The 24,077-nt window shown below is 70.9% G+C and carries 25 protein-coding genes; 4 read left to right on the forward strand and 21 right to left on the reverse strand.

The genetic code is table 11. From position 1 onward, the window contains the following. Positions 1 to 20: 20 nt before the first annotated feature. Positions 21 to 1,601 carry a phytoene desaturase family protein gene (locus Pme01_RS22350; protein WP_168113777.1) on the reverse strand — a complete coding sequence of 527 codons (1,581 nt, stop codon included), beginning with the start codon at positions 1,599 to 1,601 and terminating at the stop codon, positions 21 to 23. A gap of 46 nt (positions 1,602 to 1,647) precedes the next feature. After that, complete coding sequence (locus Pme01_RS22355) at positions 1,648 to 2,784, reverse strand: polysaccharide pyruvyl transferase family protein (RefSeq protein WP_168113776.1); 1,137 nt, start codon at positions 2,782 to 2,784, stop codon at positions 1,648 to 1,650. Positions 2,785 to 3,090: 306 nt separating this feature from the next. Here Pme01_RS22355 and Pme01_RS22360 point away from each other — a divergent pair, with 306 nt between their 5' ends. The 3 genes from Pme01_RS22360 (at position 3,091) to Pme01_RS22370 (ending at position 4,757) form a co-directional block, all read left to right on the forward strand. Continuing rightward, positions 3,091 to 3,516 carry an OsmC family protein gene (locus Pme01_RS22360; RefSeq protein WP_168113775.1) on the forward strand — a complete coding sequence of 142 codons (426 nt, stop codon included), beginning with the start codon at positions 3,091 to 3,093 and terminating at the stop codon, positions 3,514 to 3,516. A gap of 106 nt (positions 3,517 to 3,622) precedes the next feature. Then, entirely contained in the window at positions 3,623 to 3,964 is a 342-nt protein-coding gene (locus tag Pme01_RS22365; protein WP_168114079.1) for a metallopeptidase family protein, read from the forward strand. A gap of 58 nt (positions 3,965 to 4,022) precedes the next feature. Further along, positions 4,023 to 4,757: an AIM24 family protein gene (locus Pme01_RS22370; protein ID WP_168113774.1), complete on the forward strand. Its 735-nt coding sequence runs from the start codon at positions 4,023 to 4,025 to the stop codon at positions 4,755 to 4,757. Positions 4,758 to 4,828: 71 nt separating this feature from the next. Here the strand turns inward: Pme01_RS22370 and pheA are convergent, their stop codons facing one another. From pheA to Pme01_RS22395, 5 genes are all read right to left on the reverse strand, one after another. Then, positions 4,829 to 5,770: a prephenate dehydratase gene (gene pheA, locus Pme01_RS22375; RefSeq protein ID WP_168113773.1), complete on the reverse strand. Its 942-nt coding sequence runs from the start codon at positions 5,768 to 5,770 to the stop codon at positions 4,829 to 4,831. A gap of 44 nt (positions 5,771 to 5,814) precedes the next feature. After that, positions 5,815 to 6,327: a hypothetical protein gene (locus Pme01_RS22380; protein ID WP_168113772.1), complete on the reverse strand. Its 513-nt coding sequence runs from the start codon at positions 6,325 to 6,327 to the stop codon at positions 5,815 to 5,817. Positions 6,328 to 6,359: 32 nt separating this feature from the next. Next, entirely contained in the window at positions 6,360 to 6,749 is a 390-nt protein-coding gene (locus Pme01_RS22385) for an ACT domain-containing protein (RefSeq protein ID WP_168113771.1), read from the reverse strand. Between the two features lie 121 nt (positions 6,750 to 6,870). Continuing rightward, the gene (locus Pme01_RS22390; protein ID WP_168113770.1) at positions 6,871 to 7,302 is read right to left on the reverse strand and encodes a PAS domain-containing protein; all 432 of its coding nucleotides are present in this window, start codon (positions 7,300 to 7,302) and stop codon (positions 6,871 to 6,873) included. A 204-nt stretch (positions 7,303 to 7,506) separates the two neighbouring features. After that, positions 7,507 to 8,097: a nuclease-related domain-containing protein gene (locus Pme01_RS22395; RefSeq protein WP_239088393.1), complete on the reverse strand. Its 591-nt coding sequence runs from the start codon at positions 8,095 to 8,097 to the stop codon at positions 7,507 to 7,509. Between the two features lie 277 nt (positions 8,098 to 8,374). Between Pme01_RS22395 and Pme01_RS22400 the strand changes: the two genes are divergently transcribed. Then, positions 8,375 to 9,580: an arginine deiminase gene (locus Pme01_RS22400; protein WP_168113768.1), complete on the forward strand. Its 1,206-nt coding sequence runs from the start codon at positions 8,375 to 8,377 to the stop codon at positions 9,578 to 9,580. A gap of 15 nt (positions 9,581 to 9,595) precedes the next feature. Here Pme01_RS22400 and Pme01_RS22405 read toward each other — a convergent pair whose 3' ends face one another. The 14 genes from Pme01_RS22405 to Pme01_RS22470 form a co-directional block, all read right to left on the reverse strand. Continuing rightward, entirely contained in the window at positions 9,596 to 10,480 is an 885-nt protein-coding gene (locus tag Pme01_RS22405) for a DUF5926 family protein (protein WP_168113767.1), read from the reverse strand. Between the two features lie 51 nt (positions 10,481 to 10,531). Then, entirely contained in the window at positions 10,532 to 10,987 is a 456-nt protein-coding gene (locus tag Pme01_RS22410) for an ATP-binding protein (RefSeq protein WP_168113766.1), read from the reverse strand. A gap of 22 nt (positions 10,988 to 11,009) precedes the next feature. Continuing rightward, positions 11,010 to 12,275: a sensor histidine kinase gene (locus Pme01_RS22415; RefSeq protein WP_168113765.1), complete on the reverse strand. Its 1,266-nt coding sequence runs from the start codon at positions 12,273 to 12,275 to the stop codon at positions 11,010 to 11,012. 22 nt (positions 12,276 to 12,297) lie between these two features. Continuing rightward, positions 12,298 to 13,113 (reverse strand): glycerophosphodiester phosphodiesterase, encoded by an 816-nt coding sequence (locus Pme01_RS22420; protein ID WP_168114078.1) that lies wholly within the window; start codon positions 13,111 to 13,113, stop codon positions 12,298 to 12,300. Between the two features lie 58 nt (positions 13,114 to 13,171). Next, complete coding sequence (locus Pme01_RS22425; RefSeq protein WP_168113764.1) at positions 13,172 to 13,510, reverse strand: rhodanese-like domain-containing protein; 339 nt, start codon at positions 13,508 to 13,510, stop codon at positions 13,172 to 13,174. A 50-nt stretch (positions 13,511 to 13,560) separates the two neighbouring features. Next, positions 13,561 to 14,787 (reverse strand): LCP family protein, encoded by a 1,227-nt coding sequence (locus tag Pme01_RS22430; RefSeq protein WP_239088394.1) that lies wholly within the window; start codon positions 14,785 to 14,787, stop codon positions 13,561 to 13,563. 386 nt (positions 14,788 to 15,173) lie between these two features. Beyond that, positions 15,174 to 16,397, reverse strand: coding sequence for an LCP family protein (locus Pme01_RS22435; protein ID WP_168113763.1), 1,224 nt, complete (start codon positions 16,395 to 16,397; stop codon positions 15,174 to 15,176). A gap of 162 nt (positions 16,398 to 16,559) precedes the next feature. Then, positions 16,560 to 17,771, reverse strand: a complete 1,212-nt coding sequence (locus Pme01_RS22440) for an LCP family protein (RefSeq protein ID WP_168113762.1) — start codon at positions 17,769 to 17,771, stop codon at positions 16,560 to 16,562. 71 nt (positions 17,772 to 17,842) lie between these two features. Further along, positions 17,843 to 18,817, reverse strand: coding sequence for a UDP-glucuronic acid decarboxylase family protein (locus Pme01_RS22445; RefSeq protein WP_168113761.1), 975 nt, complete (start codon positions 18,815 to 18,817; stop codon positions 17,843 to 17,845). A gap of 119 nt (positions 18,818 to 18,936) precedes the next feature. Next, the gene (locus Pme01_RS22450; protein WP_168113760.1) at positions 18,937 to 20,613 is read right to left on the reverse strand and encodes a monocarboxylic acid transporter; all 1,677 of its coding nucleotides are present in this window, start codon (positions 20,611 to 20,613) and stop codon (positions 18,937 to 18,939) included. After that, positions 20,610 to 20,957: a DUF485 domain-containing protein gene (locus Pme01_RS22455; RefSeq protein ID WP_168113759.1), complete on the reverse strand. Its 348-nt coding sequence runs from the start codon at positions 20,955 to 20,957 to the stop codon at positions 20,610 to 20,612. Before Pme01_RS22455 ends, Pme01_RS22450 begins: the two co-directional genes overlap by 4 nt. Before the next feature lie 206 nt (positions 20,958 to 21,163). Further along, positions 21,164 to 21,676 (reverse strand): flavin reductase family protein, encoded by a 513-nt coding sequence (locus Pme01_RS22460; RefSeq protein WP_168113758.1) that lies wholly within the window; start codon positions 21,674 to 21,676, stop codon positions 21,164 to 21,166. Between the two features lie 12 nt (positions 21,677 to 21,688). Continuing rightward, a complete protein-coding gene (locus Pme01_RS22465) occupies positions 21,689 to 23,332 on the reverse strand; it encodes an ABC transporter permease (RefSeq protein WP_168113757.1) in 1,644 nt (547 codons plus the stop codon). Next, complete coding sequence (locus Pme01_RS22470; RefSeq protein ID WP_239088395.1) at positions 23,323 to 24,075, reverse strand: ABC transporter ATP-binding protein; 753 nt, start codon at positions 24,073 to 24,075, stop codon at positions 23,323 to 23,325. Before Pme01_RS22470 ends, Pme01_RS22465 begins: the two co-directional genes overlap by 10 nt. Positions 24,076 to 24,077 lie beyond the last annotated feature (2 nt).

The raw sequence follows: 24,077 nt of genomic DNA on the forward strand, positions 1-24,077 counted from the left end.
CGATACCGGCCCGTGGCGCGTCAGGTGGACCGTCGGGTGTCGGCCAGCACCTGTCGCACCACGTTGCGCCCGGGAATGCCGGTCACCCCACCGCCGCCGTGCGTGGCCGAGCCGGCCTGGTAGAGCCCGCGTACGGGGGTGCGGAGGTCGGCGTACCCGGCGGCCGGCCGGCAGTGGAACAGTTGTCCCGGGGTCAGTTCGCCGTGGAAGATGTTGCCGCCGACCAGGCCGTACTCGCGTTCCATGGTGTCCGGACCGATGATCTGGCGACCGATGATCGAGTCGATGAACCCCGGCGCGACCGTCTCGATCCGCGCGGTCAGGCGGTCGGCGTACGCCGTCAACTCGTCCGGGTGCGGATCCGCCGCCCAGGTGTGCGGCACCCACTGGGTGAACGCGCTGACCACGTGCTGACCGGGCGGCGCGAGCGAGTCGTCGAAGACCGAGGGGATGCAGATGTCGGCGAACGGCAGCTCGGCGGCGCGTCCCGCGACCGCCTCCTGGTAGGCGTACTCCACGTCGTCGAGCGACTCGGCCAGCGCGATCGTGCCGCCGTAGATCGACGGGTCGTAGTCGGGGTGGGCGGTGAACGTGGGCAGCTTGTCGACCGCGAAGTTGATTTTGACCGTACCCGAGCGGGTCTGCCACGACTCGATGTCGGCGACGAAGTCGTCGGGCAGGTGCGACCGCTCGACGAGCCGCAGGAACGAGATCTTCGGGTGGGCGGTGGTGATGACGGTGCCGGCGGAGATCTCCTCCCCGGATTCGAGCGTGACCCCGCGGACCTTGCCGTCGGCCACGTCGATGCGGGCGACCGGCGCCTCGATCCGGATCTCGGCGCCGAACGTCCTGGCCGCGCCGGCGATCGCCCGCGTCACGCCGCCCATGCCGCCACGGGGGAAGCCCCAGGCCGTGTCGCCGACGTGGTGGTGCAGCATCACGTACGCCGTGCCGGCGCTGCGCGGACCCGCCCAGGTGCCGATCACCCCGGACACGCTGAGCACCCCGCGCATCGCGTCGGAGGAGAACCGCTCCTCCGCCAGGTCGGCGATGCTCGCGGTGAACAGTCTGGTCAGGTCGAAGGCCGCGCGTACGTCGACCTTGCGCAGCCCGGCCGCCAGCGCCGCCTGCCCCAGCAGGTCGCGCGGGCGCTTGGAGCCGAGCTTCGGCGGTATCGACTCCAGCAGCGGTCCGACCAGCCCGCCGAGGTGACCCAGCCAGGCGTTCCAGCGCTCGTACGCCTCGGCGTCCTTGCTGGAGAACTTCGCGATCTCCTTGTACCGCTCCGCGGGGTCGTTCCGCAGCGACAGGTAACGGCCGTCGCGCCGGGGCGCGAAGTAGGGCCCCTGCGGGTACACGTGGTAGCCGTGCTCGGCGAGCCTCAGGTCGCGGACCATGTCCTGGGGCAGCAGGCTGACCACGTACGACAGCGAGGTCACGGTGAAGTCGGGGCCGAACGGGTGCTCCGAGACGGCGGCACCGCCGACCGTGTGCCGGCGCTCGCAGACCAGCACCCGGCGACCCGCCTTGGCGAGGTACGCCGCGGCGACGAGGCCGTTGTGACCGCCGCCGACCACGATCACGTCGTACGTGGAGGACATCCTGTGATCGTGCCCGGCGGATGTGATCTTCACAACTGCGGACTGGTCATACGACCGGAGCCGGCACGATCCGGTTCAACTGGACGCCCAGCCGCTCACCGGTCTCGGTGGCCCGCTTGCGCAGCGTCGCGAGCTTCACCGCGACCTCCTGGGCGCGCGTCGGTCGCTCGTCCCAGAGCCGGTCCACCTCGGCCAGCAGTGGGCCGGCTGCCTCGCGCACCACTCCACGCAGCGTCGGGGCGCCGACCTGCTGGGCGAAGTCGAAGACCTTCCCGGCGTACGGCAGCGGCAGCATCGGTACCCCGGCCATCGCGGCGAAGATCAGGAAGTGCAGTCGCATACCCACGGCCAGGTCGATGTGGCGCATCAGGCCCAGGATCTCGCTGGGCCGGTAGGTGCCGTGCAGCACCCGGCACCGGTCCGCGGCGGTCATGTACGACAGCACGCCGTGGGCATGGCCGATGTCCTGGCGCTCCATCGGAACGAACAGCACGTGGGCGCCGAGCCGGTGGACCAGGAAGTCGCCGACGTGGGCCAGGAGCTGGTGGTACGCGTCGACGTCGAGGGTGTGCGCCGCGCGCCCCGGTTCGCGCACGCTCATGCCGACCCACCGCCGCCCGTCGGGTAGCCACTCCCCCTCCAGCGCGTCACCGTTGAACTCCTCCGGCTTCAGCAGCAGCGCCGGATCGGCGGTCACCGCCACCGGGCACCGCACCCCGGCGTCCTCCAGCGCCAGCTTGGAGCCCTCGTCGCGCACGGTGATCTCCACGCAGCGGTGCAGGATGGAACGGGCCATCCCACGGTCGAGCTCCTCGGTCAGCGGGCCGGCGCCCAACGCGTACGCGAACACCGGCACTCCGCACTCCTGCGCCTCGGCGACGAACCGAAGGTAACGGCGGGCCTCCGTGTCGTAGAGGATCCCGCCGCCGCCGAGGACCAGCAGGTCGACCCGGCGCACGGCCTGGCCTCTACTTTCACGGTCCATCCCCTCCCAGCCGGTCGTATCGACGTCGGGGAACGCCCGGCGGGTGTGCTCGGGGTCACGCGAGAAGACCAGGACCCGGGCGTCTGGTCGGCGGCGGCGTAGATCGGAGAGCAGGCCCGTCAGGATCGCCTCGTCGCCGAGATTCATCCCGCCGTACGAGCCGAGTACCCCCACGGTCAGGACGTGGTCGTTTGTCATCACCCGGTCCCCTGGCATCAAGCGCTGCGTCGCGCGGCATATCCCCACCCGCAGCCCGCCGCTGTCACCGCCTGGCCGACCGCCACCGGCCACGATCGGCGCACAGGATCAACGCATCCGATCAACGCCAGAGGTCGACATCACCCTGCCTCGGATAAAACTGCCGGTCAGCGCGGTGTTGGCTACCCAAAGCGTTGGAGCCCACACCGACCGAGACTCCCCTCCTCTCATGATCCTGGCGAGTTTGTGGGCTATGACCCAACAAACTCTTCAGGATCATGAAGCGGGTCGGCTAGCGTCGCAGTTATGCCAACTCGCACCTCATCCGCCCAATGGCAGGGCTCGCTGAAAGACGGCTCTGGCACCATGGCCCTCGGCTCCGGCGCCTTCGAGGGGCCGTACTCGTTCCCGTCGCGGTTCGAGAACGGTCAGGGCACCAACCCGGAGGAGCTCATCGCGGCAGCCCACGCGGGCTGTTTCTCGATGGCGTTCTCGAACATGCTGTCGCAGGCCGGCCACGTACCGACCTCGGTTGATACCAAGGCATCGGTCCACCTCGAGAAGACCGACGCCGGTTTCGGGATCACCCGCATCGATCTGGTCACCCGCGCCGACGTGCCCGGCGTCAACTCCGACGAGTTCCAGAAGCTGGCCGAGCAGGCAAAGGCCAACTGCCCCGTCTCCAAGGCGCTGGCGGCCGTCGACATCACGCTCGACGCCACGCTCGTCTGACCGCTCCGGCTCGGTGGCGCCCCACGCGACGATCGCGTGGGGCGCCACCGTGTCTACGGTTCCCGTCCCGGCGCCGGGCGGGCACAATACGCACGTGCCGGTTGAGATGACCCGCCCCCGGTTCGAGGAGCTCGTGGGTGAGGCGCTCGACGAGGTGCCCGCCGAGCTGCTCGGGCTGATGGACAACGTCGTGATCCTGGTCGAGGACGACCCGCCCCCGGACGAGCCGGGGTTGCTGGGCATCTACGAGGGGTACGCCCTCACCGAGCGCGGCTGGGACTACTCCGGCGTGCTCCCCGACCGCATCCTCATCTACCGCAACCCCATCCTCGCCATCTGCGAGACCGACGACGACGTCGTCGAGGAGGTCGCGGTGACGGTGGTACACGAGATCGCCCACCACTTCGGTATCGACGACGCGCGGCTGCACGAGCTCGGCTGGGGCTGACGGTTGACGCCGTCACCTATCGTGGCGGGCGAGGTACCCACCGGAAGGAAAGAGATCGATGCGCAGCGCACTGTTTGCCGCCGAAAACATGGAGAAGGAGTCCGAGCAGCCCGGCCTACGGCTGCAGAACTCCAAGATGCTCAAGGTCGAGCTCAACGGCGAGATCATGGCCCGGACCGGCTCGATGGTCGCCTACCAGGGACAGATGCAGTTCCAGGCGCTGGGCTCGGGTGGCATGGGCAAGTGGCTCAAGCAGAAGCTGACCGGTGAGGGCGTACCCCTGATGAAGATCGCCGGTCGCGGCGACCTCTTCCTCGCCAACCGCGCGGCCGACGTCCACCTGATCGACCTGGAGCCGGGCGACTCCGTCACGATCAACGGCTCCAACGTGCTCGCGTTCGAGCCGACGCTGAAGTACGACATCAAGATGGTCCAGGGCCTGGGCATGTTCTCCAGCGCCGGCATGTTCAACTGCGTCTTCTCGGGCCACGGTCGGATCGCCATCACGACCGAGGGCACGCCGGTGGTCCTGAACGTCGACGCGCCCACCTACGCCGACCCGCAGGCGGCGATCTGCTGGTCGACGAGTCTGCAGACCGGCTACCACCGCGCCGACCAGATCGGCATCGGCACGCTGCTGGGCCGTACCACGGGTGAGGCGTTCACGATGAGCTTCGCCGGCCAGGGCTTCGTGGTCGTACAGCCGTCGGAGGAGTTCCCCGGCGGGCTGGGCGGCAACGGCGGTGGGCAGCAGAACCAGGGCGGCGGTCTGCTCGGCGGCATCTTCGACTGACCCCGGCGGGACCGGCAGGATCGGCACAACTTCGCCGAAGTTGTGCCGATCCCGCGTTGTGCCGATCTTTGCTAGGACGGCTCGCCGGCACGGATCCGGGCCAGCCAGGCGGCGGCGTCGGCGAAGTCCGCGTCCGAGGCGCCCGGCGGCGTGGGCGCCGGGCGGTCCGCCCCGGCCCGCGGGTACGAGCCGAGGAAGCGAACTTCGGCGCAGACCCGGCGCAGGCCCTGCAGCGCCTCGCCCATCCGTACCTCGGCCACGTGACCCGAGCAGTCCAGAAAGAACACGTACCGACCGAGCCGCTCGCCGGTCGGGCGGGACTCGATCCGGGTCAGGTTGACCCCGCGTACCGCGAGCTCGGTGAGGACCGCGAGCAGCGCCCCGACCCGGTCGTGCGCGATGTACACCGCGAGGGTGGTCAGGTCGTTCCCGGTCGGCTGGGGCGGCGGGCCGGGCCGCGACACGAGCGCGAACCGGGTGACGGCGTCGGGGTGGTCGGCGATGTCCTTGGCCAGCACGGCCAACCGTTCCCGACCCGCGCCGATCGGCGCGCAGATCGCCGCGTCGTACTCCCCGGCCGCGGCGGCCTGCGCCGCCGCCCCGTTGGAGAGCGCGTCGACCACGGTGGCCGACGGTACGTGCGCCTGCAGCCACCGCCGGCACTGCGCGCTCGCCTGCGGGTGGGCGGCGATGGACCGGATTCCGTCGAGGGCCAGCTCGGCCCGCGCGCCGAGCACGAACTGCACCGGGATCACGACCTCGCGGGTGATCACGAGCGGCGCCCCGTCGGCCAGCTCGTCGAGGGTGACTCCGACCTGGCCGCCGATCGAGTTCTCCAGCGGTACCAGCGCCGCGTCGGCGTCACCGGCGCGGACCGCGTCCAGCGCCTCCGGCACGCTGCGCGCCGGGGTACGGGTGCCGCGCTCCGCGGCCGGGATCGTACGCAGCGCCTGCTCGGTGAAGGTGCCCTCGGGGCCGAGATAGACGAAGCGGGTCGACGGTACGCCGGGCATGGTGCGGTCCCTCTCTCAGTCTGACGTCGAGGAGCGTATCCCGCCTACTGGCAGTGTGCGGCGGCGACGATGCCGGCCGGCGCCGCGCCCTTGACCTCCGGCGTACATACGTACGTGCCGGCCGTCACGATCGTGAGCGAGTCGGCGCCGCCGCGCGACACCACCTGTAGCCGGCCCTGGCCCGGGAAGTCCAGCAGGGTGTACTGCCATGAGCCCGCGCAGACCGGCCCGGCGACCACGCGGGGACTCGTGCTCGGCGGCCGCAGGTCGGGGTCCCGGCGCAGCGCCGTGATCACCTGGCTGGCGCTCGGCCGGCCGGCGCAGGGCGACGCGGTGACATCCGTCGGCGCGGTGGTCGCCGGTCCGGGGTACGAAGGCTCCGGCATCGTGGGGTACGGGTTCTCGTCGCTCGGCGACATCGCCGGGCCGGGCGGCGTCGACGGACTCGCGTGCGGCCTCGGGAGGGGCTCGACCCGGCCGCAGCCGGCCGTCGCCATCACGATCGTCGCCACCGCCGCCGTGAGCGCCGCGCCGGTCGGTGCCTTCGACTCGCTCACGATCCCTCCCCGTCCGGCCGGTCTGAGGCCGGCTAGCCGGAGACGCGATGCCCCGCCGCGGTGAGGGCGGTGACCGCCTCGGCCAACCGGACCGATGGCACCAGAAGATAGTCGGTGTCGAATGTGGAGAACGCGAAGATATTGACCCGGGCGTCGGCCAGCGGGCTCACGATCGAGGCGAGGATGCCGGTGAGGGCGAGGTTGACCGGCCCGGCGACCCGGAAGCAGCGCCACGGCGTCTCCACCGCGGCGCCCTCGGGCGCGCACGAGGCCGGGCACATGATCGACACCTCTTCGGGGGTCCACGTCACCGAGACCACCTGGTCTCGGTCCGTGTTCGCCAGGAGACTCTGCGGCAGAGGGGAGCCGGCCGGCAGGCGGCAGACGGCGTACTCCTCGCGCAGCAGCTCCAGGTGCAACATGCAAGGAGAGTACGGGCCAACCGGTCGCGGATCCCAGCGAGAAACCGGTTCGTGGGATCTACGCGACATATGGCGGGCTCGATTGCCCGTCGAGAGTGGACGAAAAGGACCGCGAGGAGGTTCAGACGGGGCAGAAGAATGTGAGCGAGCCGACCAGCTCGCTATCGGCGTCCCGCAGCGGGGTGGCGACGGCATCCACAGTGCACAACCCGTCGTCACACTGGACGCGCAGCAGACCGCGGGCCAGCCGACCGGAGTCGACGGCCAGGAGCGACGGCATCTTCCTCGCCTCGCCGTGGCTGAGCGCGCCACCCGGGCTGGAGAAGTCGAACAGGCGCAGGACGTCGAGCAGGTACCGGCCGGTGGTCGGCTCCTCCAGGTCGAACATGCTCTGGCATGCCGGGGACAGCGTGATGACCCGACCTTTCGCGTTGATGACGAGGCACGGCTCGGCCGCGTCCTTCACCGCCTTCGCCCACCGACCCAGGGGCGACCGGTCCGACAGGCGCCGCGACTCCGCGGGCTCGGACAGCGACAGTTCGACGTGAGGCACGGCGCCTCCTCAGGCGGCCAGGACGCGCAGCGGTTCGCAGAGCCTGTCCATCATCGGCTCTCGATCCGGCGCCGTGCCACTGGTGACGAGGGTCCGGGTCGGATAATCGCGCACTCCGGCAATAGCGGGGCGCCGTCGGACGGTCGGGCGGGTGACACTACAGGGCGCCATGCGAACTGAGATTACCCGGCCAACGATCTCTTGTCAGGGTTGCTTCGCGGCGGAACTGTCACCCTCCGGGTACCACCGGTACCGCTCCGCAAGCGGAACGTACGGCGGGTTGAACCACGTCGCCGGGTCCGCCGCCAGGGCGTACAGCTTCTCGACCGTACCGGGCGCGAGCCGCTGGCCGCGCGCGTTGAGCACCCGCCCCAGCTCCTGGTACGACGAGATGATCACACCCTTGGGCAGGCCGTACGCGGTGATCGTCCCGCTGCCGGCGAACGCCAGCACGGGGATCACCGGTACCGAGATGCCGGCGATGCGCGTCAGTGCCGTCGCCGCGCGCTTGGCGACCCGGCGGGCCTCCTGTACGTACTTGGGCCGGCGCCCGTCGATCTGCACCACGTCGCCGGCGAAGCTGACCCGGCTGCGCCCGTGATCCTTGACCGTGACCGCGAAAATGCCGCCCGGCCCGACCGCGAGGAAGTTCATCCGGTCCGAGCCGGCCGCGGCCTGGAGATCGAGTACCCGCCAGTTGTGGCCGATGGCCTCCAGTCGCTGCGCGGCCCGTTGGTGGGCGATCTCGGCGCGCCGGCTCTCCCGCTCCGCGCGTCGGCCGCGAAGCCACTCCAATGCGGACGGCCGTCCCTCCATGGTGTGCCCGGATGATGCGTACCCTTCGGCAGGAGATCGAAGGTCTGGACCATCGCTGGTATGGAGGAAACTCGTCATCGCGCACCTCCCACGTCGCGCCGGACTGTGCCTGTGCCATCACGTTACGTGTCAACGTACACGATCATCGATGAGTGAGACACCGATGAGTACGGATGAATGCCTCATTCACGCGAAGTTCTTGATTCACATCGTGCCCAGATGGGCGATATCGGACTACCCGATAGGGTGATTGCTTGTGAACCACTACGTCGACAACGAAGTCGGCCGCCTCGGCACCGTGCTGCTCCACCGGCCGGGTCGGGAGCTCGCGCGACTGACCCCCCGCAACAACGACTCGCTCCTCTTCGACGGTATCCCGTGGGTCGGCCGGGCCCAGGAAGAGCATGATCAGTTCGCCGCCGCGCTGCGCGGCCACGGCGTCGAGGTGCTGTACCTGGCCGACTTGGTCACCGAGGTGCTCGGCATGCCGGCCGCCCGGGCCGAGTTGACCGAGGCCGTCCTCTCCGACGTCCGACTGGGCGACACCCTGCGCGCCGAGGTCGCCGCGCACCTCGACGACCTGGACGCGGCGAGCCTCGCCGACGTCCTGATGGCCGGGCTGGCCCACGAGGAGCTACGCACCGGCAGCGGCATCGTGTACTCGCTGCTGGACCGGCACGATTTCATCATCGACCCGCTGCCCAACCTGCTGTTCACCCGCGACTCCTCGGTCTGGGTGGGCGGTGAGGCCGCGGTGACCAGCCTCGCCATGCCGGCCCGCGGCCGGGAGACGACGCTGACCCACGCGATCTACCGCCACCACCCGCGGTTCGCCGGGACCCCGCTGGTGTACGAGCCGGGGCTCGAACACCTCGAGGGCGGCGACGTGCTGCTCCTGGGCTCCGGGGTGATCGCCGTCGGGGTCGGTGAACGGACCCGCCCGGCCGGCGCCGAGCGGTTGGCCCGTCGCTGCTTCGCGCGCGGACTGGCGCACACCGTCCTGGTCGTACCGATCGCCCAGGAGCGCGCCACGATGCACCTGGACACGGTGTGCACCATGGTCGACGTCGACGCCGTCGTGATGTACCCGAACATGGCCGACACCCTGGAGGCCTGGACCGTCACCCCTGGTGACGGCGACGGCGAGGAGCTACGGCTGTTCCCGCCGGAGCCGTTCCTCACCGCGGCGGCGAAGGCGCTCGGCATCGACACGCTGCGCGTGATCGACACCGGCCTCGACCCCGTCACGGCCGAACGGGAGCAGTGGGACGACGGCAACAACACCCTCGCCATCGCGCCCCGCCTGTGCGTGGCCTACGAGCGCAACGTCGAGACCAACGCCCAGCTCGAACGGGCCGGCATCGAGGTCATCCGGATCAGCGGCTCGGAGCTGGGGTCCGGGCGGGGTGGCCCGCGCTGCATGTCCGCCCCGGTGAACCGCGCCCCGATCAGCCTGTCCTGAGCGCCGTGCGGGCCGTCAGCGCAGGGTGAACTGGCGGCCCAGCAGGCCCTGGCGGGACCGGCGCTCGGCGGAGGTCAACGGCTCCGTCACGGCCAGCGCCTCGGCGTACCGCTTGGCGAACTCCGCCACCGGCGCCTCCCACTCCCGGCCCTCCGGCTCGACAGGCAGGTCCCACACGGGTACGAGCAGGCCGTGCGCCCGGAACATGCCGGCGAACTTCGTGCCCTCGGCCAGCGGCAGACCACCGGCCGCCGACAGCCGGGCGAGCGCGTCCAAGGCCCGGTCCTCGTCGTCGGTCAGGACCCACCGCACGTGGGCCCGGTCCGGCATCCGGCACCAGTACACGGCCGGCGCGGCCGAGAGCCGTACCGTCGGGTAGATCGCGGCGTTCGCCCGCTCCAGCGACGCCTGCACGTTCGGGTCCTCGGTCGCCCCGGGGTCCAGCCAGAACTCGTAGCTGTCGTGCAGCGTGACCTCGAGCGGACCGTCGTCGAGGACGTCCTGCAACCGCGGCCCCTCACCGGGCAGCGCCGGTACGCCGACCGTGGCGCCCGGTTCGGTCTCCAGCGCCCGCAGCAGGGCCACCGCCAGGTCGCGGGACACGTCGCCGGACTGGACGTGCCGCTGCAGGCCGATGAAGATCCGGCCGTCCGGCTTGGTCATGGCCGGCCAGGCCATCGGCAGCACGGTCGCGAGGGTGATCTCGCGGCCGCCGTACTGCTCGACAAGCTCGGGCTTGAGCTTGAGCGGGGCGGTGGCAGCCGGGATCAGCTCACGCAGAGCGATCCACTCGGCCTCGTCGGTCAGGCCGGCGAACGGACGGGGGACGAAGATGTCGCGGACCTTCTGACGCTTCGGGGCGTCGGTACCGGTACGCGAGTTCCTGGCACGCTTGCTCACGGCGACCCAGCCTAGGCCCTGCGGCCCCGTATGGCCCGCATCCGGGTCGGTTCACACCGGCGCGCCGGCAAGGTCGGCCGCGTCGACGGCGTCCGCCGAGGCCGTGAGCCGGGCCCAGACGCACTGGCCGAGGCCGTCCCGGTCGACTCCCCACCGCTCGGAGAGCGCGGAGACGATCGCCAACCCACGCCCGTCGGGCGAGTCGGCCGAGACCTGGCGTTCGGTCGGCGCGGTCAGGGCGCCGCCGTCGGTCACCCGGATCTCGAGGCCACCGGAGAACAGCAGCCGCCACGCCACCCGGACCACGCCGCCGGGCAGGGGCGAGGCGTGGCGTACGGAGTTGCCGACCAGTTCGGCCGCGACAGCGACCGCGTCCGACCGCGTCATCGCCGGCATCAGCCCGTCAAGGCTCGCGGCCAACCGGCGGCGGGCCAGGCGGGCGCCCTCCGCGTGGTGCGGGACGACCACGCACCACACGCGCTCCGCTTCGGTGGTACGCGTGCTCATACCGGCGCCTCGCTTGCTCATGTCACTCCGTCACCGCGTCGGCACGGGGCAGCCGCACCTCGGCGACGGCTCCGCCGCCCTTGCGCGGGCGCAGACTGACCCACCCGTTCTGTCTTTCGACGATCTTCCGGACGAGGTACAGCCCGAGGCCGACCCCACCGTATTGTCGCTGATCATCCCGTTCAAGTTGCCAGAACCGCTCGAAGGCGCGTTCGGCGTGCTCCGACCGGATCCCCAGGCCACGGTCGGCAACCTTGATCCAGACCGTGTACCCGTCCGCACCGGCGGTCAACTCCACATCTACCCGGTCCGGGGAGTACTTGCACGCATTGGTCACCAGTTCCGTCAGAACGGTGGAGAACCCGGCCCGGTCCACCCGTACCTTCGGCAGCCTGTCGGGTAGGTCAACCCGCAGGTTGCGGCGCAGCTCGGGGGCGAGCTCGCCGACGGCGTCCCGCAGGACCCGGGCGGGGTCGAACGGCGTTGCGGCCGAGCCGTCGCGCACACCGGTGAGGTCGCTCGCCGCGTTCAACAGGCGGTCGACCAGCCGGGCCAGTTCCCGCGCGCGCTGCCAGACGACGTGCACGGCCTCCCGGCGTGCCGGGTCGTCCAGCGAGTCCCACCGCTCGACCAGCGTGTCCGCGTACCCCTTGATCACCGTGACCGGAGTGCGCAGCTCATGGCTGGTCATCGCGATGAAGAGGTCGCGGCCCCGCTCGCGCTCCTGTGATTCGGGCGTCACCACCGCACCCGGCCGGTCCGGCGCGGACCCGTCCGGGTCGGTGTTCCACCGGTAGGCCCGGGCGGCCGCCGCGGCCAGCACACGCATCGCGGCGGTCTGGTGGGCCTCGGCGGAGCCGTCGGTGTCGGGGAAGCACACATGCAGCGAGCCGACCAGCGAGCCGGCCACCGTACCGGCGGCGGAGAGGACCCGCTCGATCCCGCTCCCGCGGATGGGGCCGGCCATCTCCGGCGGCACCTCGCCGATGCAGGTCTGCTCGCTGCTCACCGCGGCGAGCTTCGCCAGCACCTCGGGGTCGGACACGTCGATCGGCAGCCCTACCGCCCAGGTCAACAGGCTGGTGGCCGCGACCACATGACCACCCGAGGGGCCGTACCCGACGAACGCCGCACCCGTCCCGCCGGTCGCGTCGGCGGCCAGGTCGACGATGCGCTGCAGTACGGGCAGGGCGCCCTCACTGCGCTCGGCGAAGTCGATCAGGTCGGTCAGGCGGTCGAGCAGCGCCACGGGATCGAGGGGCTCGGCGGGGGAGGCGGAGACGGACATGCTGCCGAGTCTGCCCGGCCGCTCAGGCGGGCGGTAGGCCAAGCTCGTCCAGCCGTCGCCGCACGAACCCCGGCCGGTCGCTGATGACCCCCTCCACGCCCAGCTCGATCATGAGGTCGACGTCGGCCGCCTCGTTCACGGTCCACACGTACACCTGGTGGCCCCGGTCGTGAAGCCGCTGCACCAGCTCGGGGTGGGCGCGCAGCAGACGGACGCCGGGGCCGCCGACGCGCGAGCCGAACGGCAGCCGGCCCCCTCGCAGGCCCGCCGGCAGCAGGTCCATCAGCATCACCGTGGGCAGCAGGGGCGCCAGGCGACGGGTACGGCGTACCGCGAGCGCCGAGAACGACATCACCGAGACCTCGACGGGGTGCCCCCGCCGGGGCTCGTGCACCCCGTACCGGCGTAACGCCTCGACGACCTTCTCCTCGACCGCCGGCCCGTACCGGCTGGGGTGTTTGGTCTCGATCAGCAGCCGCATCGGCCGGTTGGCCTCGTGGACGGCCGTGAGCAGCCGGTCGAGCGTGAGGACGCGGGCCCGGCCGTCGGCGGTGACGTCGTACACCAGGTCGTCGTCCTCGCCGGGGCCCGGGTGCCAGGAGCCGAAGTCCAGCTCACCCAGCTCGGCGAGGGTACGGGTACTGACCAGCCCCTGCCCGTTGCTGGTGCGCTCCAGCCGCCGGTCGTGCACGCACACCAGTTGGCCGTCGCGGGTCAGGCGGACGTCGCACTCGACCCCGTCGGCGCCCTCCTCGATCGCGCGCAGGTACGCCGTGAGGGTGTGCTCCGGCTCGGCGACCGACGAGCCGCGGTGGGCGAACACCAGCGGCCGCTTCACCGGGGTCGGTGCCGGCACTCGGGTCGCGCGGTTCCTGGACGGCAGGTTCGCTGCCACCTCAGGCGACCTGCGGCGTGCCGCCGTCCTCGTTCACCATCGGCCGGCCGGCCCGCGCCCACGCGGTCATGCCGCCGTCCAGGTTGCGGACGTTGTCCCGTCCGGACTGGAGCAGATACGCGACGACCTGCGCCGAGCGCCCGCCGGACCGGCAGACCACGACCACGTCCCGGTCCACCGGAATCTCGTCCAGCCTGGCCGGGATCGTGTGCATCGGTACGTGGTGGGCCTCGGGAGCATGGCCCGCGACCCACTCGTCGTTCTCGCGTACATCCAGCAGGTAGGCCTCGGCCGGCACCTCGGCGGCGCCGATCCCGGGGACCTGATTGTGCCCAAACACGTTCGCAAGCTTAGAGCCTGACCGGCCACTCGGGTGCCTTCGGGGCCAGATCACAGGCTGTTGACCCAGTTCGTGTACGTCTGGACCCAGAGGTCGAGGCGGTCGCGGCGGGTCGCCTCGTACAGCGCGGTGGCCTGCTCCTCGAACGCCACCACGTACGAGATGCCGCCGATTTCCTGCGGCTCGGACGGCACCTTGATCCCGGCCAGATCACCGGGGTTGATGCCGCGCAGGGCGTACACGAGGTCGGCCAGGTCCAATCCGCCGGTGTCGACGGTCAGCGAGGAACCCACCGAACGGATCAGTGAGTCGAGTTTGCGCGGGCTGGTGGCCACGCCCTGGCGGCGCGCCTCGTCGAAGATCGCCTTCAGTAGTTGCTGCTGGTGGCGCTGGCGGCCGTAGTCGCCGTCCGGGATGCTCTTGCGCTGGCGCGAGTAGTCCAACGCCTGCCAGGGCTCCAGCCGCCGGCAGCCGGGCTCGTAGACCTCGGGCGTGCTCTCGTAGTTGCGGTAGGAGCCCTCCGGCCCGTACCACGGCGCCAGGAACGCGCCTTTCTTGTCATGGCCGATGTGCTGGGACTCGGTGCGCTCGTCGATGCACATGTTGACCCCGCCGAGCTGCCTGACGACCTTCTCGAAGCCACCGAAGTCGACCACGGCGGCGCCGTCGAACTCGATGCCGGTCAGGTCGTGGAGGGTGGTGGACAGCAGTTGGACGCCGCCCTCGCCGCCACCGCCGTACTCGAACGCACCGTTGATCTTCTCTCGGCCGCCCGGGAAGCCCGTCTTCTGGAACGGCGGGATCTGCACCCGCAGGTCCCTGGGGACCGAGATCAGGTAGGCCCGGTCCATGGAGGACGGTACGTGCACGATGATGATCGTGTCTGAGCGCTGCCCGGCCGTCGGGTCGTCCGACCGCGCGTCGGAGCCGATGAGCAGGTAGTTGAGGGGGCCGGTGACCCGCGTACGCGGCGCCTCGTCCTCGCCGCCCGTCCGGGCCTGTGGCGCGAGGAGCGTGCCCTTCCTCACCGCGGCGTCGTAGCGGTTCGCCAGCACCTCGGTCGCGGTGATGACGCTGCTCGCGGCGACGATCATCAGGGCGCCGAAGACGATGAGCAGCCGGGCCCACAGCGGATCGCGGCCGGGTGGCTTGCGCGAGGCGGGCGGCGGCAAGGCCGCGGCCGCCGTTCCGGCGGCCTCGTGCGTCTCGGCGGCCTCGTCGGTCCCGTCCTGCTCGGGCCCGTCCGCCGGCTCGCCCGTTTCAGGGTGCTCGGCCACTGCGGCAAGCTCGACGGTTACGTCGGCCTCGGTCGTTTCGGCCGGCTCCGCACTTTCGGCAAGCTCCGCCGCGGCGTCGTCGGACGGTTCACGGGGCGGACCGGCGGAGGGCTCCCCCTCGGACGCGGATGCCCCCTCAACGTCACCCGGGCCGGGATCGCCGCCCGTCACGTCGGCCGGCGGCAACGCCGACTGCCCGGAGGTGTTCCCATCATCCGGTTTGCTCTGGTTCCGTGCCGTGCCCGTCGCTGCTCCCCGTGCCGACGCCGACCCGCGCCGGCACACACCGAGGTGGCCGAGCCCACGGGACTGGCTGCCAGTCTAGGGGATGACCGCCACGATCTCATGATCACGACTGCTTGACCGACCGAACCGGTACCCGCAGGTCAGCCGATAGAACCATCGCTCGATACGAATGTCGGATGGTCCGCCACGAACCGGTCGAGCGTGTCGTCACGCATCGCCCGGAACATCTGGACACTCTCCGGCGTCAACTGCTCCGCGTCCTCCGCGTTGAGCTTGACCGAGTTGGCCTGGCCGCCGTTGGTCTTGAGCATCAGCGGGTCATTGTTGATCACGTTACGCATCGTGTACAACCAGTCCTCGAGCGGGACGCCCTGCCGGTCCACCGTGAACGCCTTGCCGGCCGCCTCCATCATCCGCAGCGCCTTGACCGGGTTGGCGGTAACGCCCTGCTTCTTGGCCTCCTTCAGCATCGCCTTGAGGAACTGCTGCTGGTGGCGCTGGCGGTCGTAGTCGCCGTTCTGGAGCCCGTACCGCTGGCGCGCGTAGTCCAGCGCCTGCCAGGGCGCCAGGCGCCGGCAGCCGGGCTCGTACACCACCGGCTTCCCGCCCTTGGACGGCGCCAGGAACTTGCCGTTCCGGTCGGTGCCGATGTGGTGCGAGGTCACCCGCTGGTCGATGCACATGTTCACGCCGCCGAGCGAGTTGACGAGCGCCTGGAACCCACCGAAGTCGACGATCGCGCCGCCGGTGAACTTGATCCCCGGCGCGACGTTCTTCTGGATCGTCAGCGCGAGCAGTTCGAAGCCGCCGTCCCGGCCGCCCTTGCCCTGGCTGCCGAACGCGAACGCGGCGTTGATCTTCTCCCGGCCGCCCCGGTAGCCCGTCCTCGGGTAGGGCGGGATCTCGACCGCCAGGTCACGCGGGATGGACACCAGGTACGCCTGGTCGTGCGCGGCGTTGATGTGGGCGATGATGATCGAGTCCGACCGGATCGGCTCGTTGTTGTCCGGTCGCTCGTCGATGCCGACCAGGAGGATGTTGAGCGGACCCTCGATCGAGACCCGGCCGCCGGCCGCGCCGCGGAGCAGGTCGTCCTGCGTGATCCCGCTGCTGGCCTGCCCGACCAGCACCTTGACCCCGATGATCGAACCCCCGGCGGCCAGCATCAGGACGGCACCGAGCGCGACCAGGAGTCGCGCCCAGAGCGGGTCGCGCCGGCGCGGCGCCGGGGTCGCGGACGCCGGGGTGGCCGGACGCGCCGACGGCGGTGCCGATTGCCGCCCCGGCCCCTGCACCGGCGCCGACCCCGGTGCGACCGCCGGCCGGCCGTAGGTCGTCGATCGGCGGCTCGAGGTCTGCTGCATCCGCCCTCCTGCTCGTACAACGTCTGATCTATGTCCGGTGTGACTGTACGGATCGTGAAGGACTTGCGCGACGCTCCCAATACGGGAGACAGGGGCACGAAATACCAAAAGGAGCACCTCCGCTCTTGCCGGAGGCACTCCCTTTGGTAGGTGTCCTGTGGGCTACTGACCCGGTTTGGCCGATGTGCCGTTCTGGGCGACCCAGTCGCTCACCGTGTCCTTGGCCACCGCGTCGTACAGCGACAGGGCCTTGTTCTTGTCGGAGAGGACCACGCTCTCGCCGTTCACCGTTCCCGAGCCCCGGTTCGGGCTGACCATGAACGTCAGGTCCTTGCTGGTGAGGCTGCGGAACGACCACGCGGTGCCGGCGAGCGAGAAGTCGTTGTCGACCGTCATCGCCTTGGTCACCGAGTCCAGGAACGCCTTGAGCTTGAACGGGTTGCTCATGGTGCCGGTACTGGTCGCCTTGTCCAGCAGCGCCTTCATGAACTGCTGCTGGTGGCGCATCCGGCCGAAGTCGCCGTCGGGGAACTGGTAGCGCTGGCGTACGTAGTCCAGCGCCTCGGCGCCGTTGAGGTGCTGAACGCCCTTGTCGAAGTGCCGGAACGGCTTGTGGATCGACGTGATGGACTGCTCGATGTTCAGGTCGACCCCGCCGAGCGCATCCGTGACCTGCTGGAAGCCGCCGAAGTCGACCAGCACCACGTGGTCGATGCGCACCTCGGTGTAGCCCTCCAGTGCCTGTACCGCGAGCGGAACCCCACCCCACGCGAACGCCGCGTTGATCTTCGCGTTGGTGTTACCGAACTCCGGGTTGGTGGGGCTCTCGGGGATATGGACGTACAGGTCGCGCGGGATCGAGATCAGGTAGGCCTTCTGATGGTCGGCGCTCACGTGCACCAGGATCATGGTGTCGGTGCGCCACTGCCCCGGTTTGGCCTTGTTCTCCGGATCCCGCGAGTCGCTACCCAGCATCAGGATGTTCTCGGCCCCGGCGGGGGCGGCCGGCGGCCGCGCTCCGGAGATCTTGGAGAACGCGTCGGTGCGCTGCAGCCCCGAGTCCAGACTGCGGTAGTACAGGAACGCGCCACCGAGACCGAGACCCGCCACCATCAACAGCGCGACGAGGCCGACCAGCGCGATCCGTCCCCAGCGGGGCCGGGGGCCACGACGGTACGGCTCGCCACCGGGGCCCCGTGGCGGGCCTCCGGGGCCGTGCGGCGGAGGCCCGCCACGGCCCTGCGAAGGCACCGGGCCGTAATCCCCCCTACGGGGAGGAACCTGGGCCCTGCCGCTGCCCCGGTACGTGGAGGGGCCACTGGGTACCGAGGCGCTGCCGCTGGAGCTGCCACTGCGGTAAGTCGGGGAGGACATGGCATCAGCCTACGTAGGTGACGCCAGTCCAAGCGCCAGGTCTATTCGTCTCTCGTACAAACGAAGGGTTGTCAGGCCCGGCCGGCGAAGTAGTCGATCGTGCGCCGCAGGCCCTCCTCGGGGCCGACGGTCGGCTCGTACCCGAGCAGCGTGCGGGCCCGGGTGAGATCCGGCCGGCGCTTCTCCGGGTCGTCGGCGGGGCGCGGGACGTACGTGATCTCCGAGGAGCTTCCGGTGAGCCGGACGATCGTCTCGGCCAGCTGCCGCATCGTCATCTCGTGCTCGGTACCGCAGTTGATCGGGCCGGTCTCGCCCGAGTCCAGCAGCGCCACGATGCCCCGGACGAGATCGTCGACGTAGCAGACCGAGCGGGTCTGCGTGCCGGTACCGTGCACCGTGATCGGCTCGCCCCGCATCGCCTGCGAGATGAAGGTCGGGATGGCTCGGCCGTCGTCCGGGCGCATCCGCGGCCCGTACGTGTTGAAGATGCGCACGATGCCGACGTCGAGGCCGTGGAAGCGGTGGTACCCCATGGTCGCCGCCTCGGAGAAGCGCTTCGCCTCGTCGTACACGCTGCGCACGCCGATCGGGTTGACGTTGCCCCAGTAGGTCTCCGGCTGCGGGTGCGTCAGCGGGTCGCCGTACGCCTCGGAGGTGGACGCCATGACGAAGCGGGCCCGGTCGGCGACGGCGCGGTCGAGCAACTGCAGCGTCGCGACGGAGCCGACCCGCAGGATCTCGACCGGGATCTGGGCGAAGTCGGTCGGGCTGGCGGGGGAGGCGAAATGCATGATCGCGTCGAACCGGGCGGCGAGCGCCGGGACGTCCGACGGCAGCGGCTGGGAGACGTCCGCCTCGACCAGCGTGAACCGAGGGTGGTCGGCGAGGTGGGCGACGTTGTCCTTGCTACCGGTGATGAAGTTGTCGACCGCGACGACCTCGGCGCCGCGGGCCAGCAACGCGTCCACCAGATGTGAGGGGACGAACCCGGCACCTCCGGTAACCAGGATCCGGTGACCTTCTCCGTACTGTCGCGCATCCGCCATGCGGGAGAGCCTACCGTCGGACAACGGGGCCGGCGAAGCACGGGGCGGGCCGGTGACGGCACCCGATGACGCGAAGGGCGGGCCGGTTCGAACCGGCCCGCCCGTTGGTGAATCGTCGCTCAGTGCGCTCCGGCACCGGTCAGCGAACGGACCTCCATCTCGGCGTACTTCGCCTCGTCGGCGGGCTCGCGGGACAGCAGCGTGCCCAGCCAGCCGCACAGGAACCCGATCGGGATCGAGATCAGACCCGGGTTGCTCAGCGGGAACCAGTGCCAGTCGTTGTGCGGGAACATCGCCGTCGGCGAGCCGGACACGACCGGGGAGAAGAACACCAGCAGTACGGCGGAGACCAGACCGCCGTAGATCGCCGCCGTGGCACCGGCCGTGTTGAACCGCTTCCAGAACAGCGAGTACAGGATCGCCGGCAGGTTGCCCGACGCGGCGACCGCGAACGCCAGCGCCACCAGGAACGCCACGTTCAGGCTCTGGGCGAAGATCGCCAGACCGATCGACACGGCGCCGATGATGAACGCCGAGATCCGGGCGACCTGGACCTCCTGGCGCTCCGACGTCTGCCCGCGCTTGAGGACGTTGGCGTAGAAGTCGTGCGCCAGCGACGACGAGGAGGCCAGCGTCAGGCCGGCCACCACGGCGAGGATCGTGGCGAACGCGACCGCCGCGATCACCGCGAGCATGACCGAGCCGCCGGTACCGCCGCCCAGGTACTTCTCGCCCAGGGCCTGGGCGAGCTGCGGGGCCGCGGTGTTGCCGGCCTTGTCCTGCTTGGTGATCGCCGCGCCGCCCACCAGCGCCGCCGCGCCGAAGCCCAGCGCGAGGGTCATCAGGTAGAACGCGCCGATCAGACCGATCGCCCAGAGCACGCTCTTGCGGGCGTCGCGGGCGGTCGGCACGGTGTAGAACCGGGTCAGGATGTGCGGCAGGCCGGCCGTGCCCAGCACCAGCGCGATGCCGAGCGAGAGCAGGTCCATCTTGTTGTAGAAGGTCTGCGTCGGGTCGCCGGCGACCTCCTTGCCGTACCGCAGACCCGGCTCCAGGAACGCGGCGCCCTTGCCGGACTTCGTGGCCGCCTCGCCCAGCAGGCTGGACAGGTTGAACTTGTACACGGCGAGCACCAGCAGCGTCATCAGGATCGCGCCGCACATCAGCATGAAGGCCTTGACGATCTGCACGTACGTGGTGCCCTTCATGCCACCGACGACGACGTACACGATCATCAGCACCCCGACGAAGACGATCGTCGCGACCTTGGCCGTGTCGGCGTCCATGCCGAGGAAGGTCTCACCCGGCTTGATCCCCAGCAGCAGCGCGACCAGCGCACCCGCACCGACCATCTGGGCGAGCAGGTAGAAGATCGACACGGTGATCGTGGAGACCGCGGCGGCGGTACGTACCGGCCGCTGCCGCATCCGGAACGCCAGCACGTCGGCCATCGTGTACTTGCCGGAGTTCCGCAGCAGCTCCGCGACGAGCAGCAGCGCGACCAGCCACGCCACCAGGAAGCCGATCGAGTACAGGAAGCCGTCGTAGCCGCTCAGCGCGATGATGCCGGCGATGCCGAGGAAGCTGGCGGCGGACATGTAGTCGCCGCCGATCGCCATGCCGTTCTGGAAACCGGTGAACGAGCGGCCGCCCGCGTAGAAGTCGGTCGCGTTGCGGGTCTGCCGGCTGGCCCAGACCGTGATCCCGAGCGTGATCAGCACGAAGATCACGAACAGGGTGATCGTGAGGCTGCGGGCCGAGCTGCCGCTGTCGGCCGCGAGCAGGATGGGGTTCATCGGCGGGCTCCTTCTTCCACCCGCGCCTTGAGCTGCTCGGCGAGCGGGTCGATCCGGCGGCTGGCGTACCGGGAGTACAGCCAGGCGATGAGGAACGTGGACACGAACTGCAGCAGCCCGAACACGAGCGCCACGTTGATGTGGCCCACGATCTTCACGCCCATGAAGTCGCGCGCGTAGGCCGACAGGATCACGTACAGCGCGTACCAGACGAAGAACGCCACGGTCATCGGAAACACGAAGTTACGGAGCGCCTTGCGGAGGCTGGCGAACTCGGGACTCTGTTCGACCGCGAGGTACGAGCCGGCGGCCGGATCGTCCCTCGGCGGGGTCTCGGTGCTCATGTATCAGGTCACCACCTGTCGTGAGGGATGGTCGGTGGACGACACCGTGCCGTCACGACGCGGAGGCCGTCCGCCCCGGACGGTAGGAACCGGATAGAGGGCGGTGAAGGTCCCAAGCCGGTCCCGGTCCGCCGCTGCGCCGAAACGACCTTCCCGTGCGCCGAGTTGCCGTGCCGGCGCCGTTTGCCGGTGCGGCTGCCGCCGGCTCAGGACAGCTCGCGGTACCGGCCCCGGTAGTGCACCAGCGGCGGCTGCGCCTCGCCCAGGTCCACCGTCTCGATCGTGGCCTCGACCAGCAGTCCCCACCCCATCGGCCGGGCCTGGTCGAGCCGGCAGCCGGCCCAGCCGGCCCAGCCGGTCCGGCCGGCCGGCACCGGCCCGTACCCGGTCTCCTCCCAGTCGCCGCCGGCGAACAACCCGCCGGGCGCCGGCATCAGCCCGGCGAACCGGTCGCCGAGCTGGCGGTCCTGCGACGTCAGTACGGTCACCGCGAACCGGCCGGCGTCCTCGATCGCCTCCCAGAGCTCGGACTCCTCATCGAGCACACCGAGGAGCCGGCCGGGCTCACCGTCGACCACCATCGTCGAGGAGACGGTGAGACCCGCGGGCCCGGGCGCCGTCCACAGCGTCACCGCCGACGGCAGCCGGCCGCGCAGCCGGCGTACGGGCGAGCGCAGGTGATCGGGGGTGGCGAACGGGTCGGACGGCGAGATGGTCATGACGGGCAGTCCCTATCGACGGGGAGTGACGGCGGCCAGGATCTCCGGTCCCCGCCGATCGAGGATGTCACCGGCGACGTGCGTGCCGATCACCAGCCCGGCTCCACCCCATACCAGCCCCGCGAGCAGTACCACCACGCCGGCGACCGGGCCGTCCGTGAGCACCGCGAACAGCAGCAGCGGAGCCAGCACCGCCGCCGCGGAGAGCGAACCCGCCAGGGCGAGCAGCCCGCGCAGGCCACCGGTACCGCCGCTGACGGCGAACGGGTTGGTGGATTCGGGGAACGGGTACGGGGCGAGCACCGAAGCCAGGGCCGAGGCGCCGGCCGACAGCCCCACGCCCGCCACGACCACGCCCAGCGCCGCGGGCAACTGCGCGGCCGCCCCGGTCAGCACGGCGACCGCCACCGTGACCAGTACCTGGATCGGGACCATCAGCAGCACCAGCCCGAGCGCGCGGGCGCGCAGCTCGACCCGGCCCGGCACACCGACCAGCAGGTGCAGCGCGTACGCCGTGCCGTCCAGACCGAACTGGTTGGCCAGTACCAGCGCCGCCATCAGCGCGCTGAACGCCACGGCCAGCGGCAGCGGGGTGCCACCGTGCTCGGCCGCCGGCCCGACGCGCAACACCGCCGGCAGGACCGCGCCGGCGATCGTCACCGAGAACAGGTTGGCGCGCCGCCTCGGGTCGCGCCACCAGTACCGCCATTCCCGGGCCACCAGCCCGCTGAAGCGGCCCGGCCGGAGCACCCTCAGCAGGGCCGGGAACAGAGCGACGACCGCGCGGACCGGGGGGCCCGACCGGTTCGTGGAGCGTGCGCCCGCCGCGACGCCGATCATGGCCGACTCGAGGGTGCCGAACCACCACACCAGCAGCGCCCCGACCGACCCGGCGGCGATCGCCAGCCGGACCAGAGCCGTCCCCCAGCGCCCGTCGGCCGCGTCGGCCGCGGCGACGTACGGCGCACCGAGCGGGGTCCAGGCCAGGACCCCGGCGATCCGGGCGGCCCGGTCGAGGTCGCCGTGCGAGATCAGCGACGAGACCGCGAACTGCAGCGGCGCGATCGAGGACGCGAGTACCGCGAGCAGGATGGCGGCCAGGTCCCGTACCCGGCGCGACCGCAGCATCGACGCGAACGCGCTCGTCAGGGCGCGACTGCCGACGACGCAGGTCAGCAGCGCGAGTACCGCGCCGACCAGGGCCACCCCGGCGACCGGGCCGTGCCGTACCGCCGTGCCGACGACCGACCCGAGCAGCGCCACCGCCGTCGCGAGCGACGGGATGCCCACGCCCGCCGCGGCCAGCATCCCGCGCAGGAGGACGCCGCGCCGCACCGGCAGCAGCGCGAACCGGGCCGGGTCGATGGTCTCGTCGACTCCGAAGAAGAGCAGCGGCATGAGCAGCCAGGAGAGCGTCAACCCGGCGCCGGCGAAGCCGGTCATGACCAGGCCGGTACGGCCCCCGGTCACGGCGGCGGCGGTGAACAGGCCGAACCCGCCGACCGCCGCCCCCACCCCGACGACGACGCCGGAGATGAACAGCGCGATCCGCCACGGTTGACCACGCAGGCCGTTGCGCATCAGGCGCAGCTTCAATCGTACGAAGTGGACCGTCTTGACCCGCTGCCCGGTCGCGGTCGCCTCTGCTACAGCCACGACAGCTCAGCCCCGGTCGCCACCCGGCCACCCACGACGCTCACGAACACGTCCTCCAGCGGCCGGCCCTGCCGGACCTCCTCCAGGGTGCCCACCGTCCTGATCTCCCCACCGGCGAGGATCGCGACGTGGCTGCACAGCCGCTCCACGACCTCCATCACGTGGCTGGAGAAGATGACGGTCCCGCCGCCGGCCACGTACCGGTTGAGAATGTCGCGGATGAGCGCCGCGGACACCGGGTCCACCGCCTCGAACGGCTCGTCCAGGACGAGCAGTCGCGGCGCGTGCAGCAGCGCGCAGGCCAGCCCGATCTTCTTCTTCATCCCGGCCGAGTAGTCGACGACGAGGGTACGGCCGGCGTCGGCGAGTCCGAGCACGTCGAGCAGTTCGGCGGTGCGCGTCTCGATCACGCCGGTCTCCATGCCGCGCAGCAGCCCGACGTAGGCCAGCAGTTCGCCGCCGGTGAGCCGGTCGAACATGCGCACCGAGTCGGGCAGCGCGCCGAGCAGCCCCTTGGCGACGACCGGGTCCGACCACACGTCGTGGCCCAGGACCCAGGCCTTGCCCGCGTCGGGGCGCAGCAGCCCGACCGCCATCGACAGGGTCGTCGTCTTGCCTGCGCCGTTCGGGCCCAGCAGGCCGTAGAACGATCCGGTCGGTACGTCGAGGTCGACCCCGGCGACCGCGGTCACCCGATCGAACCGCTTGACAAGCCCCCGCAGTACGAGCGCGCTCTCCGTCACCG

This window comes from Planosporangium mesophilum (assembly GCF_016863255.1).
Classification (GTDB): domain Bacteria; phylum Actinomycetota; class Actinomycetes; order Mycobacteriales; family Micromonosporaceae; genus Planosporangium; species Planosporangium mesophilum.

Coding starts and splice junctions, on each gene's coding strand:
- Pme01_RS22350 (WP_168113777.1), bottom strand. CDS start 1,601: ATGTCCTCCACGTACGACGTGATCGTGGTCGGCGGCGGTCACAACGGC.
- Pme01_RS22355 (WP_168113776.1), bottom strand. CDS start 2,784: ATGACAAACGACCACGTCCTGACCGTGGGGGTACTCGGCTCGTACGGC.
- Pme01_RS22360 (WP_168113775.1), top strand. CDS start 3,091: ATGCCAACTCGCACCTCATCCGCCCAATGGCAGGGCTCGCTGAAAGAC.
- Pme01_RS22365 (WP_168114079.1), top strand. CDS start 3,623: ATGACCCGCCCCCGGTTCGAGGAGCTCGTGGGTGAGGCGCTCGACGAG.
- Pme01_RS22370 (WP_168113774.1), top strand. CDS start 4,023: ATGCGCAGCGCACTGTTTGCCGCCGAAAACATGGAGAAGGAGTCCGAG.
- pheA (WP_168113773.1), bottom strand. CDS start 5,770: ATGCCCGGCGTACCGTCGACCCGCTTCGTCTATCTCGGCCCCGAGGGC.
- Pme01_RS22385 (WP_168113771.1), bottom strand. CDS start 6,749: ATGTTGCACCTGGAGCTGCTGCGCGAGGAGTACGCCGTCTGCCGCCTG.
- Pme01_RS22410 (WP_168113766.1), bottom strand. CDS start 10,987: ATGAGCACGCGTACCACCGAAGCGGAGCGCGTGTGGTGCGTGGTCGTC.
- Pme01_RS22415 (WP_168113765.1), bottom strand. CDS start 12,275: ATGTCCGTCTCCGCCTCCCCCGCCGAGCCCCTCGATCCCGTGGCGCTG.
- Pme01_RS22435 (WP_168113763.1), bottom strand. CDS start 16,397: ATGCAGCAGACCTCGAGCCGCCGATCGACGACCTACGGCCGGCCGGCG.
- Pme01_RS22440 (WP_168113762.1), bottom strand. CDS start 17,771: ATGTCCTCCCCGACTTACCGCAGTGGCAGCTCCAGCGGCAGCGCCTCG.
- Pme01_RS22445 (WP_168113761.1), bottom strand. CDS start 18,817: ATGGCGGATGCGCGACAGTACGGAGAAGGTCACCGGATCCTGGTTACC.
- Pme01_RS22450 (WP_168113760.1), bottom strand. CDS start 20,613: ATGAACCCCATCCTGCTCGCGGCCGACAGCGGCAGCTCGGCCCGCAGC.
- Pme01_RS22455 (WP_168113759.1), bottom strand. CDS start 20,957: ATGAGCACCGAGACCCCGCCGAGGGACGATCCGGCCGCCGGCTCGTAC.
- Pme01_RS22460 (WP_168113758.1), bottom strand. CDS start 21,676: ATGACCATCTCGCCGTCCGACCCGTTCGCCACCCCCGATCACCTGCGC.